The following is a 16,653-nucleotide window of genomic DNA, read 5'->3' on the forward strand; positions in this document are numbered from 1 at the left end:
AGGTCACGCGGTCGCGACCATCGTCCAGAGGGTCACGACCACCAGCAGGCCGCCCAGCAGCGGCAGGGCCGGCTCCCACTGACGGCGCACCGGGGTCTCGGCGGCCACCCCGAGCTCCACGTCGCCGCGTTCGCGGCGGTTCTCCCACTGCTCGCGGATCACGACGGCGGCGTTGCCCGAGTCCGAACCGACCAGGTCGCTGTTGCGGACGTCCGCGCCGGCCGCGCGCGCCTCGCGTCGCGCCGTCCGGGCGTTGGAATTCAGCGCGGACAACAGTCCGGGCGCCGGCGCCGACCAGGCCACGAAGGCACCCTGCGGCGTCAGCAGCGTGAGTGCACGCCGGGTATCCACATGGATGAGCGCATGCCAGGGGACGAGCACCCGGTGGGTGACGTTCTGCAGTCGGATGCCGGCGTCCGACACCTCGACATGGGGGCGCCACAGGGCGACCCAGCCGAGCACGCCGGCCGCCGCGGCCGCCGGGTACACCCACAGCATGTTCTCGCGGTCGGTCCACAGCGCAGTGAGGACGGCCAAGCCGGCGACGGTCCACACGACGACGGCCATCGACCGGTTGAAGGTGGATCTCACACGCACGGGCTCGCTCATCCCTCCATTCTCTCTTGCACGCAGACCAGGACGACCCGATGACTGAACTGAACACCGCCGGCCAGGCCGGCTCCGCACCACTTCTCCAGGTCGAGGGGCTGTCGGTGGACTTCGCCGTCGACAACTTCTGGGTGCCCGCCGCCAAGAAGCTCGATTACACGCTCGAACGCGGCAAGGCGCTGGCCATCGTGGGCGAGTCCGGTTCGGGCAAGAGCGCGAGCTCGATGGCCATGCTGGGACTCCTCCCCAAGAACGCGCGCGTGCGCGGCAGCGTGAAGCTCGACGGCGAAGAGATCCTGGGTATGGATGCCGACCACCTGCGACGGATCCGCGGCGGCGAGATCGCGGTCATCTTCCAGGAGCCCATGACAGCCCTGAACCCCGTGTTCACCGTGGGATTCCAGATCATCGAGACGCTGCGCGTCCACTTCGGCATGTCGCCCAGCGAAGCCAAGACGCGCGCGCTCGAGCTGCTCGCGATGGTGGAGCTGCCCGACCCGCAGAAGGCGTTCGACTCGTATCCCCACCAGCTGTCGGGTGGTCAGCGTCAGCGTGCCATGATCGCGCAGTCGATCTCGTGCGACCCCAAGCTGCTGATCGCCGACGAGCCCACGACGGCGCTCGACGTGACAGTCCAGGCCGAGATCCTCGACCTCATGCGGGACCTCCGCCACCGGCTCGACTCGGCGATCCTGATCATCACCCACGACATGGGCGTGGTCGCCGACATCGCCGACGACATCGTGGTCATGCGCCGCGGCGAGATCGTCGAACGCGGCACCGTGCACGGCATCTTCGGCGCCCCGCAGCACCCGTACACCCAGGAGCTGCTCGGTGCGGTGCCCCGCATCGGCGACGGCGCCGACGAGACCATCGACACCACCGCCGCGCTGGCGGGCGACACCACCGAGATCCGTCTCGCCGAGGTCGCCGCCCGCAAGGACGAAGAGCGACGCAGTGGCCTCGGAAAGCCGGTCCTGCGCTTCGACGACGTCGCGATCGAGTACCCCAAGCGCGGGCGCGTGCCGGCGTTCCGTGCCGTAGAGCACGCCTCCTTCTCGGTATACCCCGGCGAGGTCACGGGACTCGTCGGCGAGTCGGGTTCGGGCAAGACCACCGTGGGTCGCGCGGCCATCGGACTTCTGCCGATCGCGGACGGCACCGCCGAGGTCGTGGGCATCGACATCACGTCGGCGAACCGGTCCACGCTGCGCCGGGTGCACAAGGACGTGGGAATCGTCTTCCAGGACCCGTCGTCGTCGCTGAACCCGCGCTTGCCGATCGCCCAGTCGATCGGTGAGCCCATGCTGCTGGCGAAGGTGGCGAAGGGCCGCCAGCTCGACACGCGCATCCAAGAGCTGCTGGATGCCGTGGAGCTGCCCCGTTCGTACCGCAACCGGTACCCGCACGAGCTGTCCGGTGGGCAGAAGCAGCGCGTGGGCATCGCTCGGGCACTGTCGCTGCAGCCCAAGCTGCTCATCGCCGACGAGCCGACCTCCGCGCTCGACGTGTCGGTGCAGGCCACCGTGCTCGAGCTGCTGCGTCAGCTGCAGGCCGACCTCGGCTTCGCGTGCCTGTTCGTCAGCCACGACCTCGCCGTCGTCGACTCGCTCGCCGACCGGATCATCGTGATGAGCAAGGGACGCATCGTCGAACAGGGCGCGACCGGTCAGATCCTGCGAGCGCCCAGCGAGGCCTACACGAAGCGTCTGATCGCCGCGATCCCGGTGCCCGATCCCGAGGAGCAGCGCCAGCGCCGCGAGGCACGTGCGGTGCTGCTGCGCGACGACGTCATCTGATTCCGCAGGCAGAAGGCCTGAAGCGCTCATTCAGCGAGCCCTTGTAGTATGTATCGTCGGCATCCCGGCGCACCCCCATTCTGCATAGGACCCCTTCATGGCGCACGCCCTCCGCTCAGACCTCCGCAACGTCGCAATCGTCGCGCACGTCGATCACGGCAAGACGACGCTGGTCGACGCCATGCTCCGCCAGACCGGCTCTTTCGGATCGCACGAGCACATGGAAGAGCGCGCGATGGACTCGAACGACCTCGAGCGTGAGAAGGGCATCACGATCCTCGCCAAGAACACGGCGATCACCTACAACGGCATCCATTCGGATGTGCCCATCACGATCAACGTGATCGACACGCCCGGCCACGCCGATTTCGGCGGCGAGGTCGAGCGCGGGCTGTCGATGGTTGACGGCGTCGTACTGCTGGTGGATGCCAGTGAAGGCCCCCTGCCCCAGACCCGCTTCGTGCTGCGCAAGGCCCTCGAAGCCAAACTCCCGGTGATCCTCCTGGTCAACAAGACTGATCGCCCCGACGCGCGTATCGCCGAGGTCGAGGAAGAGGCGCACGACCTGCTCCTGGGGCTGGCGTCCGACCTCGTCGACGACGTGCCCGACCTCGACGTCGACGCGCTCCTGGACGTGCCGGTCGTCTACGCCTCCGGTCGCGCCGGCGCCGCCTCGCGCACCCGCCCCGACAACGGCTCGCTGCCTGACAACGACGACCTCGAGCCGCTGTTCGAGGCGATCCTCGAGCATGTGCCCGCACCGGCCTACGACGACGAGGCGCCGCTGCAGGCGTGGGTCACCAACCTCGACTCGAGCCCGTTCCTCGGCCGTCTCGCCCTGCTGCGCGTGTTCAACGGCACGCTGAAGAAGGGCCAGACGGTCGCCTGGGTGCGCCACGACGGCACGGTCAGCAACGCCCGCATCACCGAGCTCCTCAAGACCCGCGCGCTCGACCGCTACCCCGCCGACGACGCCGGCCCCGGCGACATCGTCGCGATCGCCGGATTCCCCGACATCACGATCGGTGAGACGATCGCCGACATCGAGGACGTGCGGCCGCTGCCGCAGATCCACGTCGACGACCCCGCGATCTCGATGACGATCGGCACCAACACGTCGCCCCTCATCGGCAAGGTCAAGGGCCACAAGCTGACCGCCCGCATGGTCAAGGACCGTCTCGATCGCGAACTCGTCGGAAACGTCTCGCTCAAGGTCGTCGACATCGGCCGTCCCGACGCGTGGGAGGTGCAGGGACGCGGCGAGCTCGCCCTCGCGATCCTCGTCGAGAACATGCGCCGCGAGGGCTTCGAGCTCACCGTCGGCAAGCCCCAGGTGGTCACCAAGCAGGTCGACGGCAAGACGCACGAGCCCTTCGAGCACCTGACGATCGACGCGCCCGAGGAGTACCTCGGCGCGATCACCCAGCTGCTCGCCGCCCGCAAGGGTCGCATGGACAACATGACCAACCACGGCACCGGCTGGGTGCGCATGGAGTTCATCGTGCCCTCGCGCGGCCTCATCGGCTTCCGCACCGAGTTCCTGACGACAACCCGCGGCACCGGCATCGCCAACGCGATCTCGCACGGCTACGAGCCCTGGGCCGGTCACATCGTGACCCGTCAGAACGGCTCGATCGTCGCCGACCGCTCGGGTGTGGTCACGCCGTTCGCCATCATCGCCCTCCAGGAGCGGATGTCGTTCTTCGTGCAGCCCACCCAGGAGGTGTATGAGGGCATGGTGGTCGGTGAGAACTCGCGCGCCGACGACATGGACGTGAACATCACCAAGGAGAAGAAGCTCACGAACATGCGCCAGTCGACGTCGGACACGTTCGAATCGATGACGCCCCCGCGCCAGTTGACCCTCGAGGAGAGCCTCGAGTTCGCCCGCGACGACGAATGCGTCGAGGTGACCCCCGAGATCGTGCGCATCCGCAAGGTCAATCTCGATGCGACCGAGCGCGCCCGCGCGACCGCACGCCTGAAGCGCCAGGACGCCAGCGCCTGACCTTGAGTGAATGGATGCCGCGGCCCGCAGCGCTCGGGCCGCGGCATCCATCGCTCTGCGCGGCATAGCCGGCCCCGGGCCGGATAGCATCGAGCGGTGAGTCACGAACGCGAGCAGGTCCGGCGCGCGTGGCGCGATGGGCTCGGCGTGGCGATCGCCACCAGTGCGTACGGCATCTCCTTCGGCGCTCTCGCGGTGGCCTCGGGCCTGGACGTGTGGCAGACGTGCGTGCTGAGCCTGCTCATGTTCACCGGCGGATCGCAGTTCGCATTCGTCGGGGTGATCGGCGCGGGCGGGCTCGCGGCCGCACCTGCGGCGATCGCATCGGCGGGGCTGCTCGGCGCCCGCAACGTCGCCTACGGGCTGCGCATGTCGCCGGTCATCGGCGCCGGATTCTGGCGCCGGGCCGCGGCGGCGCACTTCACGATCGACGAGTCGACCGCCGTCTCGCTCGCGCAGACGGCACCACGGGCGCGGCTGACCGGGTTCTGGGTGACCGGCATCGGCATCTACATCGGGTGGAACCTCTCGACCCTCGCCGGCGCGCTGCTGGGCGATGTGCTCGGCGACCCGCGGGCCTATGGGCTCGACGCCGCGGCCGCGGCCGCATTCCTCGCGCTGCTGTGGCCGCGCCTGCGGCGCACGCAGGCCATCGCGGTGGGGATTGCGGCCGCAGTGGTGGCCACGGTGCTCACCCCGTCGCTCATGCCCGGCATCCCGGTGCTGCTGGCGGCCGTGGTGGCGGTGGTCGTGGGATGGACGAACTGGCTCGGCGATCGGGAATCGGCGCCCGAAGAGCCCGACGACGTCCCCGAACGGGAGGGGCTGCCATGACGCTGTGGAACGCCGTCATCGTCTCGGCACTCGTGTGCGTCGCGCTCAAGACCCTCGGCTATCTGATCCCGCCCCGGTGGTTCGAAGCGCCCGCGCCCTCGCGCATCACCGACCTGCTGACCGTCGCGCTGCTGGCCGCACTCGTCGCCGTGCAGACCCTCGGGGTCGGTCAGGCGATCGTCGTCGACGCGCGCGTGCCGGCCGTGCTGGTGGCAGCGGGCCTGCTCATGCTGCGTGCGCCGTTCCTGGTCGTCGTGGTCGCCGCAGCCGTGGTGGCCGCACTGCTGCGCTTGTGGGGCTGGGCGGCCTGACAGGCGCGCCCACGCGGGCGCGCCTAGACTTGTGCGGTGAAGTTCTCGTGGGCCCGCGTGGCGACCTGGGTGGTCGCGGCCGCCATCGGCTTCGTCTACGGCATTGCCGGGACGATAGGCCAGAGCGCGCGCTGGGGCTGGTTCCCCGTCGGCCTGATCGTCGCGATCATCGGCGTCGCCGCGCTCGTGCTGGCCGTCCGCCTGCTCACCGCAGACCGCTGGGCGGCTCTGGCCACCGGAGCGGGCATCGCCCTGTCGACGGTGCTGTTCTCCGGAACCGGTCCGGGCGGGTCGGTCGTGGTGCCCGCACCGCCCGAGGGGGAGCTGTCGACCGGGGTGATCTGGATGTTCGCCGCGCCGATCGTCGCCGGGCTGATCGTCGCGTGGCCGTCGACACCGGCAGTCCGCGACGCGTCCGAGGATCGGCCCACGAACTAGACTTGTCCTCGTGACGTATGTGATCGCCCTGCCGTGCGTCGACGTGAAGGACCGCGCCTGCGTCGATGAGTGTCCCGTGGACTGCATCTACGAGGGTGAACGCTCGCTGTACATCCACCCCGACGAGTGCGTCGACTGCGGTGCGTGCGAACCGGTGTGCCCCGTCGAGGCGATCTACTACGAAGACGACCTGCCCGACGAGTGGCAGGACTACTACACCGCCAACGTCGAGTTCTTCGACGACATCGGGTCACCCGGCGGCGCCGCCAAGATCGGCGTCATCAAGAAGGATCACCCGGTGATCGCCGCACTGCCTCCGCAGGCGCCGTAATGGCCGTCCGCGACCTCGCCGACTACCCCTGGGACGCCGTCGCACCCTACGCTCAGAAGGCGCGCAACCACCCCGGTGGCATCGTCGACCTGTCCATCGGCTCACCCGTCGACCCGACGCCGGCCGTCATCGCCGAGGCGCTGCGGGCCGCGACCGACGCCCACGCCTACCCGCAGACGGTGGGTACGCCCGCCCTGCGCGAGGCGATCGTCGCCTGGTATGCCCGCCGCCGGGGGGTGCCCGGGCTCAGCGTCGATCAGGTGCTGCCGACCGTCGGCTCCAAGGAGCTCGTCGCCCTCCTGCCGCTGCTGCTGGACGTCACCGCCGGGGACGTCGTCGTCCACCCGCGTGCGGCGTACCCGTCGTACGAGGTCGGCGCCCGGCTCGTCGGCGCGACTCCGTTGGCGTCGGACGACCCGGCCGAGTGGCCCGAGGGCACGCGGCTGGTGTGGCTGAACTCGCCCGGCAACCCCGATGGCCGCGTGCTCGGCATCGACGAGCTGCGCGCCGCCGTCTCCCGTGCCCGTGAACTGGGTGCGGTCCTCGCGTCGGACGAGTGCTACGCCGAGCTCGGCTGGGACGATCCGTGGATGGATGCCGGGGTGCCCAGCGTCCTGGACCCTCGTGTGACGGCGGGTGATGTCACCGGCATCCTGTCGGTCTACTCCCTCAGCAAGCAGTCGAACCTCGCCGGGTACCGGGCCGCGTTCCTCGCCGGCGACTCGGCGCTCGTCGTCCGACTGCTCACCGCGCGCAAGCACCTCGGTCTCATGCTGCCCACGCCCGTGCAGGCCGCGATGACCGTCGCGCTCGGCGACGACGCGCACGTCGGCGAGCAGAAGGAGCGCTACCGGGTCCGTCGCGACATCCTGCGTCCGGCACTCGAGCACGCCGGGCTGCGCATCGACCGCAGCGAGGGCGGACTCTACCTGTGGGCGACCGCGGGCGAGGACGCGTGGACGACGATGGACCGCATGGCCGGCCACGGCATCCTCGCCGGACCCGGGCACTTCTACGGCACGCACTTCCCGCAGCACGTGCGCTTCTCGCTCACCGCGACCGATGAGCGGATCGCCGAGGCGGCACGCCGGCTGTCGGGTTCGTAGAAGTCCCACTACCGAATGCCCGATCCTTTGGCGGGGTCAGGAGTAGGCCCAGGCGGCAGATAGGCTGTAACGAGTGCGTCCAACACGGCAAGGAGGCTTCGTGAGCAACCCGGATACCCCTCAGACGGCCCAGGTCACCATCGGTGACCGGACCGCCCAGCTGCCGATCCTCCCCGGTGCAGAGGGCATCCCCAGCGTCGACTTCTCGACCTTCACGAAGCAGACCGGGCACACCGCGCTGGACTACGGCTTCGTCAACACGGCATCCACCACCTCGAAGATCACCTACATCGACGGCGACGAGGGAATCCTGCGCTACCGCGGGTATCCGATCGAGCAGCTGGCGACGGGCAGCACCTATCTCGAGGTCGCCTGGTTGCTGCTGTACGGCGAACTGCCCACCGCCGATGAGCTCGCCGAGTTCGACGACAGGATCCGTCGCCACACGCTTCTGCACGAAGACCTCAAGCACTTCTTCTCGTCGCTGCCGCACACGGCGCACCCGATGTCGGTGCTTTCTTCGGCCACGGCGGCGCTGTCGACGTACTACGAGCACCAGTCCGACCCGCACGATCCCGAGCACGTCGAGCTGAACACCATTCGGCTGCTGGCCAAGCTGCCCGTCATCGCCGCGTATGCGCACAAGAAGAGCGTCGGACAGGCGTTCCTGTACCCCGACAACTCGCTGAGCTTCGTCGACAACTTCCTCAAGCTCAACTTCGGCGTGCACAGCGAGCCGTACGAGATCAACCCGGTCATGTCGCGGGCCCTCGAGCGTCTGCTGATCCTGCACGAAGACCACGAGCAGAACGCATCCACCTCGACGGTGCGCCTGGTCGGGTCCACGGGCGCCAACCAGTTCTCGTCGATCTCGGCGGGCATCAACGCCCTGTACGGTCCGCTGCACGGCGGCGCGAACGAGGCCGTGCTCGACATGCTCGCGCGCATCCGCGATTCGGGTGAGAGCGTCCAGCGCTTCGTCGAGCGGGTCAAGAACAAGGAAGACGGCGTGAAGCTCATGGGCTTCGGGCATCGCGTCTACAAGAACTACGACCCCCGCGCCAGGCTGGTCAAGGAGTCGGCCGACGAGGTGCTGCGCGAACTCGGGGTGCATGACCCGCTGCTCGACCTGGCCACCGAGCTCGAGCAGGTCGCCCTCGAGGACGACTACTTCAAGGAGCGTCGCCTCTACCCGAACGTCGACTTCTACACGGGCGTGATCTACAAGGCGATGGGCTTCCCGACGCGGATGTTCACCGTCCTGTTCGCCATCGGCCGGCTGCCCGGCTGGCTCGCGCACTGGCGCGAGATGCAGTACGACCCGCAGACGAAGATCGGCCGCCCCCAGCAGCTGTACATCGGCGCCGGCGCGCGGGACTACCCCGGCGCGAACTGACCCGCCCGCGCCGAGAACATCTCCTCGCCGAGAGAACATCTCCTCGCCGAGAGAACAACCCGGCGCCGAGAGAACAACCCGGCGACGAGAGAACGGGTGTCAACCGTTCTCTCGTCCGCGAGGTGTTCTCTCGCGGGGGAGAGGCGACACTGCTCAGGCGTGCAGGGCCTCGTTCAGAGTCACGCCCACGCCCGCGCGGCGCACGGCTTCGATCGCTCCGGTGAGCGAGTTGCGGCGGAACAGCAGGCCGCTCCGACCGGAGAGCTCGGCGCCCTTCACGACGGGCCGCGAGTTGTCGTGGCGCGGTGCGCCGTCGGCGAGGACGATCTTCGATCCGGCGGTGACGTACAGGCCGGCTTCGACGACGCAGTCGTCGCCGAGCGAGATGCCGATGCCGGCGTTGGCGCCCAGCAGCGTGCGGGCGCCGATCGAGACCCGGTGCGCGCCGCCGCCCGACAGCGTCCCCATGATGGATGCACCGCCGCCGACGTCGCTGCCGTCGCCGACGACGACGCCCTGCGAGACGCGTCCCTCGACCATGGAGGCGCCGAGCGTGCCGGCGTTGAAGTTGACGAAGCCCTCGTGCATGACCGTGGTGCCGGGCGACAGGTGCGCCCCGAGCCGCACGCGTGACGCATCGGCGATGCGCACGCCCGCGGGGACCACGTAGTCGGTCAGGCGCGGGAACTTGTCGAGACCCTGCACCTGGATGCCGGCGCGCTGCAGCCGCGGGCGCAGGCGCGTGAGGTCGTCGGGGTCCACGGGGCCGGCGTTGGTCCACGCCACGTTGGGCAGGTGGCCGAAGATGCCGTCGAGGTTGAGGTCGTTCGGGGCGACGAGGCGATGTGAGAGTGCGTGCAGCCGCAGGTACGCGTCCGAGGTGCCCTGCGGCGCGACATCGAGGTCGATCTCGGTGACGACGACCTCCACGGTCACGGCGCGACGCTCATCGGGCCCGGCATAGGCGTCCCAGGCGGCCGTGTCGGCGGCATCCGGAGCAGCGCCGAAAGCCGGTTCGGGGTACCAGGTGTCCAGCACCGTGCCCCGCTCGCTGACCGTGGCCAGACCGACACCCCATACCCGACGCGCTTCACTCATGCCTCCAGGGTATCGGGCCGCAGGCGGCAACCTGCGCCGTCGGTAGACTCGGTGCCATGCTCGATCTCACCGCCTCGTCCGTCGATCTCACGCGCATCATCTGCGACATCCCGAGCGTTTCGGACTCCGAGACGGTGCTCGCCGACGCGATCCACGCGGCGGTCGCCGCGCTCGGGCACCTCGAGGTCCACCGCGACGGCGACACCATCGTGGCCCGCACCATGCTGGGGCGTGCGCAGCGTGTCGTGATCGCCGGGCACATCGACACCGTGCCGATCAACGCGAACGTGCCCACGCGCGACATCGAGGTCGACGGTGAGCCGTATCTGTGGGGGCGCGGGACGGTCGACATGAAGGCGGGCGTCGCCGTGCAGCTCAAGCTCGCCGCCGAGCTCACCAGCCCCCGTGTCGACGTCACCTGGATGTGGTACGACCATGAAGAGGTGGATGCCGATCTCAACGGCCTCACCCGGCTCGCCGCCGTGCGTCCCGACCTCTTCGCCGGCGACTTCGCGATCCTCGGCGAGCCCTCCAACGGACAGGTCGAAGGCGGCTGCAACGGCAATCTCCGTGCGATCGTTCGCACCGACGGCGTGCGCTCGCACAGCGCGAGGGCGTGGATGGGGCAGAACGCGATCCACAAGGCCGCCCCCGTGCTGGCGCGCCTGGCCGAGTACCGGCCGCGCGAGATCGAGGTGGAGGGACTCGTCTACCGCGAGGGGCTCAACGCGGTGCGCATCGGCGGGGGCGTGGCCGGCAACGTCATCCCCGACCTGTGCGAGGTCGAGGTGAACTACCGGTTCGCCCCCAATCACACGGCCGCCGAGGCGGAGGAGCATGTCCGCTCGGTGTTCGAGGGGTTCGACGTCGAGGTCGTGGACCTCGCGGTCGGCGCGCGTCCGGGACTGCACGCCGCTCTCGCGCAGGAGTTCGTCGCCGCGGTCGGCGCGGTCCCGCAGCCCAAGTACGGGTGGACCGACGTCGCGCGCTTCTCGGCGCTCGGAGTGCCGGCCGTCAACTACGGCCCCGGCGACCCGAGCCTCGCCCACCACGATCAGGAGCGGGTCTCTCTCGCGCAGATCGACGCGGTCGAGCACGGCCTGCGGGCGTGGCTGACGGCGGTGTGACGCTCCGCCACCGTGCCCGGGAGATCCCGGTCGCGTTGCGCGTTGCCATCCTGTACCTGCTCGCCCGGCTGATCACCACCGGATTCATCGCACTGGCCGCGGGGCTGTCGGGCCCGGCATCCCGATTCGGGGCGGATGCCACGGTCTCCGAACTGCTGATGGGCTGGGACGCCCAGTGGTACTGGTCCATCGTCACGCAGGGGTACCCGACCGATCTCCCGGTCGATCTCGCCGGAGACGTGCAGCAGAACCAGTGGGCGTTCATGCCGGTGTACCCGGTGCTCGCGAATCTGGTGGGACTGCCGCTGGGGTCGTACGCGGCCGGCGCATTCCTCGTCCCGGTCGTGGCGGGCTACCTGGCCTGCCTCGTCCTGTACCGGCTGCTGCGCGACCGGCTGGACGAGACCGCCACTATGTGGGCCGTCCTGCTGTTCGCGGCGGGACCGCTCGCGGCGATGTTCCATCTGGGCTACGCCGAAGCGCTCTTCCTGCTGTGGCTGTTCCTCGCACTGCGGTGCCTGCAGCGCCGCCGGTTCGGCTGGCTGTACCTGCTCATTCCGCTGATGGGATATACCCGTCCGGGCGTGCTCGCGTTCGCCCTGCTGCTCGGGCTGTACGGCATCTGGCGCTGGTTCCGCCGCCGCCGCGACCCGCTGCCCGTCCGCGAGATCGTCCACATCATCGCGCTGGGGCTCATCGCCGTGATCGTCGGGTTCTCCTGGCAAGTGATCGCCGGCATCGTGACCGGCGACATGTCGGCCTACCTCGACACCGAACTGTCGTGGCGACGCGGCTGGCTCAGCGCCGAGGAGTCCGGATTCGTGCCGTTCGCGGGCTTCGTCCAGGCGGCCGGTATGTGGTTCCGGCTGTGGGGCATGCCGTCTGCCCTCGGCTATGCGGCGCTGGCGGTCTGCGTCGGGGCGGTTGCCTGGCTGCTGCTGTCCGAACGTCACGTGCGGCGGCTGGGCGTCGTCGTCCGGCTGTGGTCGGCGTCGTACATCGTGTACCTGCTGGCCGTCTTCTTCCCGCAGTCGAGCATCTTCCGGCTCCTGCTTCCGCTGTCGCCGCTGTACGGAGCACTGGCGGCCCCGCGATCGACCTGGTGGCGGGTCGCGATGCTCGTGCTCGGGCTGGCCGGCCAGTGGTGGTGGATCTACAGCATGCTCGCGCAGGGGAATGCGTATACCCAGATTCCGTGAGAGGGATGCTGGCAGACGGGCGGCAACGGGCCATGGTTACGCATGGCGGTCAGTGCCCCGCCGTTCCGGGTAAACTTGAGAGGTAGTCCTACGAGGAAAGGGAGCCGCAATGGCAGCCATGAAGCCGCGCACCGGAGACGGACCGATGGAGGCCGTGAAGGAGGGGCGCCTGATCATCGTGCGTGTTCCGCTGGAAGGCGGCGGACGTCTTGTGGTGTCTGTCAACGCCGAAGAGGCCAAGGAGCTGCACGGCGTCCTGGGCGAGGTCGTCGGCGCCGCCTGACATAGCACCGTACGCGAACGGCCGGTCTTCGGATCGGCCGTTCGCCGTCTCCGGTGGGGTCAGCGTCTCTCGGCGGCCGTGGTCGTCAACTGCAGCAGGCCTTCGCCCGCGATGGACAGCGCGCCCAGGACCGCCGGCGAAGCCTGGGTCTCCTGGATGAGCGAGCGGTACGCGCTCGTGGTGGGATCGCGCTTGACCGGGTCGGCGACGGCTCCGCCGGCGAGCACGCGGGGGACCAGCACGGTGCCTCCGGCGCGGACGAGTCGCAGGCCGTGCTCCACGTACTCGATGACGCCCTCGGCGTCGGCATCGACGAGCACGATGTCGTACGAGGCCTCGTTCATGCGGGGCAGGACATCGGCGGCGCGGCCGGTGATGAAGCGGGCGCGCGCGGCCGGGATCTTCGCGTCGGCGAACGCCGTGCGCGCGAGCGCGAGGTGCTCGGGCTCCTTGTCGATCGTCGTGAGGGTGGCGCGCGGTGAACCGTGCAGCAGCCAGAGGCCCGAGACGCCGCCGCCGGTGCCGATCTCGACGATGTTCAGCGCCCCCGTAGCCGCGGCCAGCACCGCGCACTGCGCGCCGATGACGGGGCTGATGGGGTCGGCGCCGAGCTCGAGGGCATGGGCCCGGGCGCGCGCGATGGCGTCGGGTTCGATCGTCGCCTCATCGGCGAACCTGCGGATCGCGTCGTGTTCGGCCATGGACTCAGCCTACGGCGCGTGAGCGGCCAGGACCGGCAAGGCGCACGGGTAACCTGGAGCCATGTTCTTCGGGCTCGACATGGAGAAGCTCCTCCTCATCGCGCTCGTCGCCGCGCTCCTGCTCGGGCCGGAGCGCCTCCCGCGCTACGCCGAGATGCTCGGTCGGTTCACCGTCCGGGCCAAGGAGTGGCTGCAGGGCGCCAAGGGCCGTGTCAAAGAGGAGATGGGCGAGGACTTCGACGACGTCGAGTGGCGCAAGCTCGACCCGCGTCAGTACGATCCGCGCCGGATCATCCGCGACGCCCTGCTCGACGATGCCCCCGTGCCGACGGTGCGCGCGGCCGGCGTCGCCGCAGCCGTCGCAGCCACCGCGCCGGACCCGGCACCGGTCTTCGTCGCCGACGACCCCGACCGGCCCGTTCCGTACGACTCCGAGGCCACCTGAATCAGGCGCGGCTCACCGGCAGCGGCCGTCCGGCGCGGGAACGGCCCGTGGTGGCAAGGCGCAGGGCGATCGCGTCGAGCGCGACGGCGGCGGGATCATCGGGGGTGGATGCCACGATCGGGCGTCCCTCGTCGCCGCCCGACCGCAGCGCGGGGCTCAGCGGAATCGAGCCGAGCAGCGGCACGGTCTCGTCGTCGGTCGACAGCGCGGCAGCGACCGCGGCACCGCCACCGCTGCCGAACAGGTCGAGGCTCGTGCCGTCCGCGAGGGTCAGCGCCGCCATGTTCTCCACGACGCCGATCACCCGCTGGCCAGTCTGGCGGGCCACGAGCCCGCTGCGCACCGCGACCTCGGCGGCCGCCGGCTGCGGGGTGGTGACCACGAGCACGTCCGCGTGCGGCAGGAGCTGACCCACCGAGATCGCGACGTCTCCGGTGCCCGGCGGCATGTCCAGCAGCAGCACGTCGAGATCACCGAAGTACACGTCGTTGAGGAACTGGTTCACCGTGCGGTGGAGCATCGGCCCGCGCCAGGCGACGGCGCCGCCGGCGGGCGCATCGCGCGGCAGGAACATGCCGATCGAGATCGCCTTGACGTCGTAGCCGACCGGCGGCAGCATCAGGTCGTCGATGCGGGTGGGCTGGGGCGGCAGCCCGTCGTCCTCGATCAGACCCAGCAGGGCGGGGATCGAGAAGCCGTGCACGTCCGCGTCGATGAGCCCGACCGCGAGTCCGCGCTGCGCGAGCGCGACGGCGAGGTTCGCGGTGACCGTGGACTTGCCGACCCCGCCCTTGCCGCTGGTGACGGCGATGACCCGGGTGAGTGATTCGGGTCCGAAGGGCATCACCCGCTGCGCCCTCCCGCCCCGCAGGCGCTCGGTGAGCGCCGTGCGCTCGGCCGGGGTCATGACGCCGACCTCGACGGTGACGTCGTGGATGCCCGCGACGGCCGCCGCGGCGGCGTGGACGTCCCGCTCGATGCGGTCGGCGGCGGGACACCCCACGATCGTCAGCGCGATCTGCACGGTTGCGCTCCCGGCATCCACCCGCACCTCACGGACCATGTCGAGCTTCGACAGCGGCCGCCGCAGCTCGGGATCCATCACGGCGCCGACGGCCGTGCGCACGTCGACGGCATCGGTCATGGGTGCTCCGGCTGCTCGGCGTCAGGCCGGGGTGATTCGGCTCCGCGGGCGTCGAGCTGCTCGAGCAGCGCCTTCAGCTCCTGACGCAGCACATCGCGGGTGACGGCCTCGTCGGAGACCTCGGTCATCGCCATGCGCAGGGCGACCACCTCGCGGGCGAGGTACTCGGTGTCGGCGAGGTTGCGCTCGGCGCGCTGGCGGTCCTGCTCGATCTGCACGCGGTCACGGTCGTCCTGACGGTTCTGCGCGAGCAGGATCAGGGGCGCGGCATAGGAAGCCTGCAGCGACAGCACCAGGGTCAGCGCGGTGAAGCCGAGCGCGGCGTCGTCGAAGCGGAGATGCGGGGGCGCCGTGGTGTTCCACACGATCCAGCCGATGCAGAACAGGCTCAGGATCAGCAGGAACATGGGGGTGCCCATGGCCCGAGCGATCCACTCCGTGAACCGGCCGAACCGGTCGCGCGAGCGATGATCCGACGGGGTCGAACGCGGCAGCACGTTCGTGCGGCGGCCCCGGGGCGCCTCGAGCGGGTTCGCCGGACGCCGCGCCATCACGGACGCGCTCCGGCGGGTGCGACGCCGGGCTCATCGGCGTCGTGCGAGCGCCAGTCCTCGGGCAGGAGGTAGTCGAGCACATCATCGACGCTGACGGCGCCGACGAGCCGGTGGGCGGGGTCGACGACCGGCAGCGACACCAGGTCGTAGCTGGCCAGCAGTCGCGCCACCTCGGCGGCGGAGGCCATCACCGGGACCGGGTCGACCGTGTCGTCGATGATCGCCCCCAGTCGCTCGTGCGGGGGATAGCGCAGCATGCGCTGGAAGTGCACCGTGCCCAGCAGCCGCCCGGTGGGCGTCTCGTACGGCGGCAGGGTGACGAACACGGCGGCCGCCAGTGCCGGGTGCAGCTCGTGGCGGCGGATCAGGGCGAGCGCCTCGGCGACGGTGGCATCCGCCGACAGCACGATGGGCTCGGTCGTCATGAGACCACCCGCCGTGTCGGGACCGTACTTCAGGAGGGCGCGGACATCTTCGGCCTCTTCGGGCTCCATGAGGTCGAGGAGCTCTTCCCGCTGGCCTTCGGGCAGCTGCGCGAGCACGTCGGCGGCGTCGTCGGGGTCCATCGCGTCGAGGATGTCGGCGGCGCGCTCGTCGCCGAGCGCTTCGAGGATCTGCACCTGGTCGTCTTCGGGCATCTCCTCGAGAGCGTCGGCGAGCCGGTCGTCGGAGAGTTCGCCGACCACCTGGAGCAGGCGCGCATCGGGCAGGTCGAGCAGGCTGTTGGCGAGGTCGGCGGGCTTGAGCTCGGAATAGCTGGCCACCAGCTGCTGGGCCGACTGCTCTTCGCCCGGCGACTGGTCCTCGCGCACGTCGGTCCACTGGGCGAACGTCGTGGGCCCTTTCGCGAAGGGCGACGCGCTCGTCTTGGGCTTGCGCAGGAACAGCTGGCCGATGTCCCAGTCGCCCTGGCGGCTGCGCTCGATGGCCACGTCCTCGATGACCGCCTGACCCGAGCCGTCGGTGAAATACACCCGGCGGCCGATGAGCTCGGCCATGACCCGCACCTCTCCGCCGCGCTGCTGGAAGCGGCGCACGTTGATGAGACCGGTGGTGATCACCTGGCCGGTGGCGATGGAGGTGACCCGCCCGATCGAGAGGAACACGTGGCGGCGGCCGGGGATCTCGACGACGAGTCCCACGACGCGCGGCGGATGGTTCTTGCGATAGATCACCACGACGTCGCGGACCTTGCCGAGCCGGTCGCCGGCAGGGTCGAACACCGCGCACCCGGTCAGGCGCGCCACGAATACCCTCTGCGTGCTCACGC

The 16,653-nt window shown here is 70.1% G+C and carries 18 protein-coding genes; 12 read left to right on the forward strand and 6 right to left on the reverse strand.

Annotation, left to right across the window (positions count from 1 at the left end; translation table 11 throughout):
• Positions 1-3: 3 nt before the first annotated feature.
• Positions 4-609, reverse strand: a complete 606-nt coding sequence (locus tag BKA10_RS02770) for a PH domain-containing protein (protein WP_183498490.1) — start codon at positions 607-609, stop codon at positions 4-6.
• A gap of 38 nt (positions 610-647) precedes the next feature.
• Here BKA10_RS02770 and BKA10_RS02775 point away from each other — a divergent pair, with 38 nt between their 5' ends.
• The 8 genes from BKA10_RS02775 to BKA10_RS02810 all read left to right on the forward strand — a co-directional run bounded on the left by BKA10_RS02775 (position 648) and on the right by BKA10_RS02810 (position 8,832).
• A complete protein-coding gene (locus tag BKA10_RS02775; protein ID WP_183498491.1) occupies positions 648-2,408 on the forward strand; it encodes an ABC transporter ATP-binding protein in 1,761 nt (586 codons plus the stop codon).
• 97 nt (positions 2,409-2,505) lie between these two features.
• Positions 2,506-4,416 carry a translational GTPase TypA gene (gene typA, locus BKA10_RS02780; protein ID WP_183498492.1) on the forward strand — a complete coding sequence of 637 codons (1,911 nt, stop codon included), beginning with the start codon at positions 2,506-2,508 and terminating at the stop codon, positions 4,414-4,416.
• A gap of 96 nt (positions 4,417-4,512) precedes the next feature.
• A complete protein-coding gene (locus BKA10_RS02785; protein ID WP_183498493.1) occupies positions 4,513-5,250 on the forward strand; it encodes an AzlC family ABC transporter permease in 738 nt (245 codons plus the stop codon).
• Positions 5,247-5,561 (forward strand): AzlD domain-containing protein, encoded by a 315-nt coding sequence (locus BKA10_RS02790; RefSeq protein WP_183498494.1) that lies wholly within the window; start codon positions 5,247-5,249, stop codon positions 5,559-5,561. The genes BKA10_RS02785 and BKA10_RS02790 overlap by 4 nt, the downstream gene beginning before the upstream one ends.
• Positions 5,562-5,597: 36 nt before the next feature.
• On the forward strand, positions 5,598-5,999 hold the full coding sequence (locus tag BKA10_RS02795) for a DUF6113 family protein (protein WP_183498495.1): 402 nt from the start codon (positions 5,598-5,600) through the stop codon (positions 5,997-5,999).
• A 10-nt stretch (positions 6,000-6,009) separates the two neighbouring features.
• Positions 6,010-6,330, forward strand: coding sequence for a ferredoxin (fdxA, locus tag BKA10_RS02800; RefSeq protein WP_183498496.1), 321 nt, complete (start codon positions 6,010-6,012; stop codon positions 6,328-6,330).
• On the forward strand, positions 6,330-7,436 hold the full coding sequence (gene dapC, locus BKA10_RS02805; protein WP_183498497.1) for a succinyldiaminopimelate transaminase: 1,107 nt from the start codon (positions 6,330-6,332) through the stop codon (positions 7,434-7,436). The genes fdxA and dapC overlap by 1 nt, the downstream gene beginning before the upstream one ends.
• A gap of 100 nt (positions 7,437-7,536) precedes the next feature.
• Positions 7,537-8,832, forward strand: coding sequence for a citrate synthase (locus BKA10_RS02810; protein ID WP_183498498.1), 1,296 nt, complete (start codon positions 7,537-7,539; stop codon positions 8,830-8,832).
• A 153-nt stretch (positions 8,833-8,985) separates the two neighbouring features.
• Here the strand turns inward: BKA10_RS02810 and dapD are convergent, their stop codons facing one another.
• On the reverse strand, positions 8,986-9,930 hold the full coding sequence (gene dapD / locus BKA10_RS02815; protein ID WP_183498499.1) for a 2,3,4,5-tetrahydropyridine-2,6-dicarboxylate N-succinyltransferase: 945 nt from the start codon (positions 9,928-9,930) through the stop codon (positions 8,986-8,988).
• 56 nt (positions 9,931-9,986) lie between these two features.
• Between dapD and dapE the strand changes: the two genes are divergently transcribed.
• From dapE to BKA10_RS02830, 3 genes are all read left to right on the forward strand, one after another.
• The gene (dapE, locus tag BKA10_RS02820; RefSeq protein ID WP_183498500.1) at positions 9,987-11,057 is read left to right on the forward strand and encodes a succinyl-diaminopimelate desuccinylase; all 1,071 of its coding nucleotides are present in this window, start codon (positions 9,987-9,989) and stop codon (positions 11,055-11,057) included.
• Positions 11,039-12,256, forward strand: a complete 1,218-nt coding sequence (locus tag BKA10_RS02825) for a putative hexosyltransferase (RefSeq protein WP_183498501.1) — start codon at positions 11,039-11,041, stop codon at positions 12,254-12,256. Before dapE ends, BKA10_RS02825 begins: the two co-directional genes overlap by 19 nt.
• 109 nt (positions 12,257-12,365) lie before the next feature.
• Positions 12,366-12,539 (forward strand): DUF3117 domain-containing protein, encoded by a 174-nt coding sequence (locus BKA10_RS02830; RefSeq protein WP_183498502.1) that lies wholly within the window; start codon positions 12,366-12,368, stop codon positions 12,537-12,539.
• Between the two features lie 59 nt (positions 12,540-12,598).
• On the opposite strand, the gene BKA10_RS02835 is transcribed toward BKA10_RS02830, so the two are convergent.
• Positions 12,599-13,240, reverse strand: coding sequence for an O-methyltransferase (locus BKA10_RS02835; protein WP_183498503.1), 642 nt, complete (start codon positions 13,238-13,240; stop codon positions 12,599-12,601).
• Positions 13,241-13,301: 61 nt separating this feature from the next.
• On the opposite strand from BKA10_RS02835, the gene BKA10_RS02840 reads away from it, so the two are divergent.
• Positions 13,302-13,685: a twin-arginine translocase TatA/TatE family subunit gene (locus BKA10_RS02840; protein WP_183498504.1), complete on the forward strand. Its 384-nt coding sequence runs from the start codon at positions 13,302-13,304 to the stop codon at positions 13,683-13,685.
• A gap of 1 nt (position 13,686) precedes the next feature.
• Here BKA10_RS02840 and BKA10_RS02845 read toward each other — a convergent pair whose 3' ends face one another.
• Genes BKA10_RS02845 through BKA10_RS02855 form a run of 3 tightly spaced genes read right to left on the reverse strand, consistent with a single transcriptional unit; the run spans position 13,687 to position 16,651 of the window.
• A complete protein-coding gene (locus BKA10_RS02845; RefSeq protein ID WP_183498505.1) occupies positions 13,687-14,829 on the reverse strand; it encodes an Mrp/NBP35 family ATP-binding protein in 1,143 nt (380 codons plus the stop codon).
• Entirely contained in the window at positions 14,826-15,380 is a 555-nt protein-coding gene (locus BKA10_RS02850) for a DUF1003 domain-containing protein (protein WP_183498506.1), read from the reverse strand. The genes BKA10_RS02845 and BKA10_RS02850 overlap by 4 nt, the downstream gene beginning before the upstream one ends.
• Positions 15,380-16,651 carry a magnesium transporter MgtE N-terminal domain-containing protein gene (locus tag BKA10_RS02855; RefSeq protein ID WP_183498507.1) on the reverse strand — a complete coding sequence of 424 codons (1,272 nt, stop codon included), beginning with the start codon at positions 16,649-16,651 and terminating at the stop codon, positions 15,380-15,382. The genes BKA10_RS02850 and BKA10_RS02855 overlap by 1 nt, the downstream gene beginning before the upstream one ends.
• Positions 16,652-16,653: the final 2 nt, after the last annotated feature.

Origin of the sequence: Microbacterium invictum (assembly GCF_014197265.1) — a bacterium.
Lineage (GTDB): Bacteria > Actinomycetota > Actinomycetes > Actinomycetales > Microbacteriaceae > Microbacterium > Microbacterium invictum.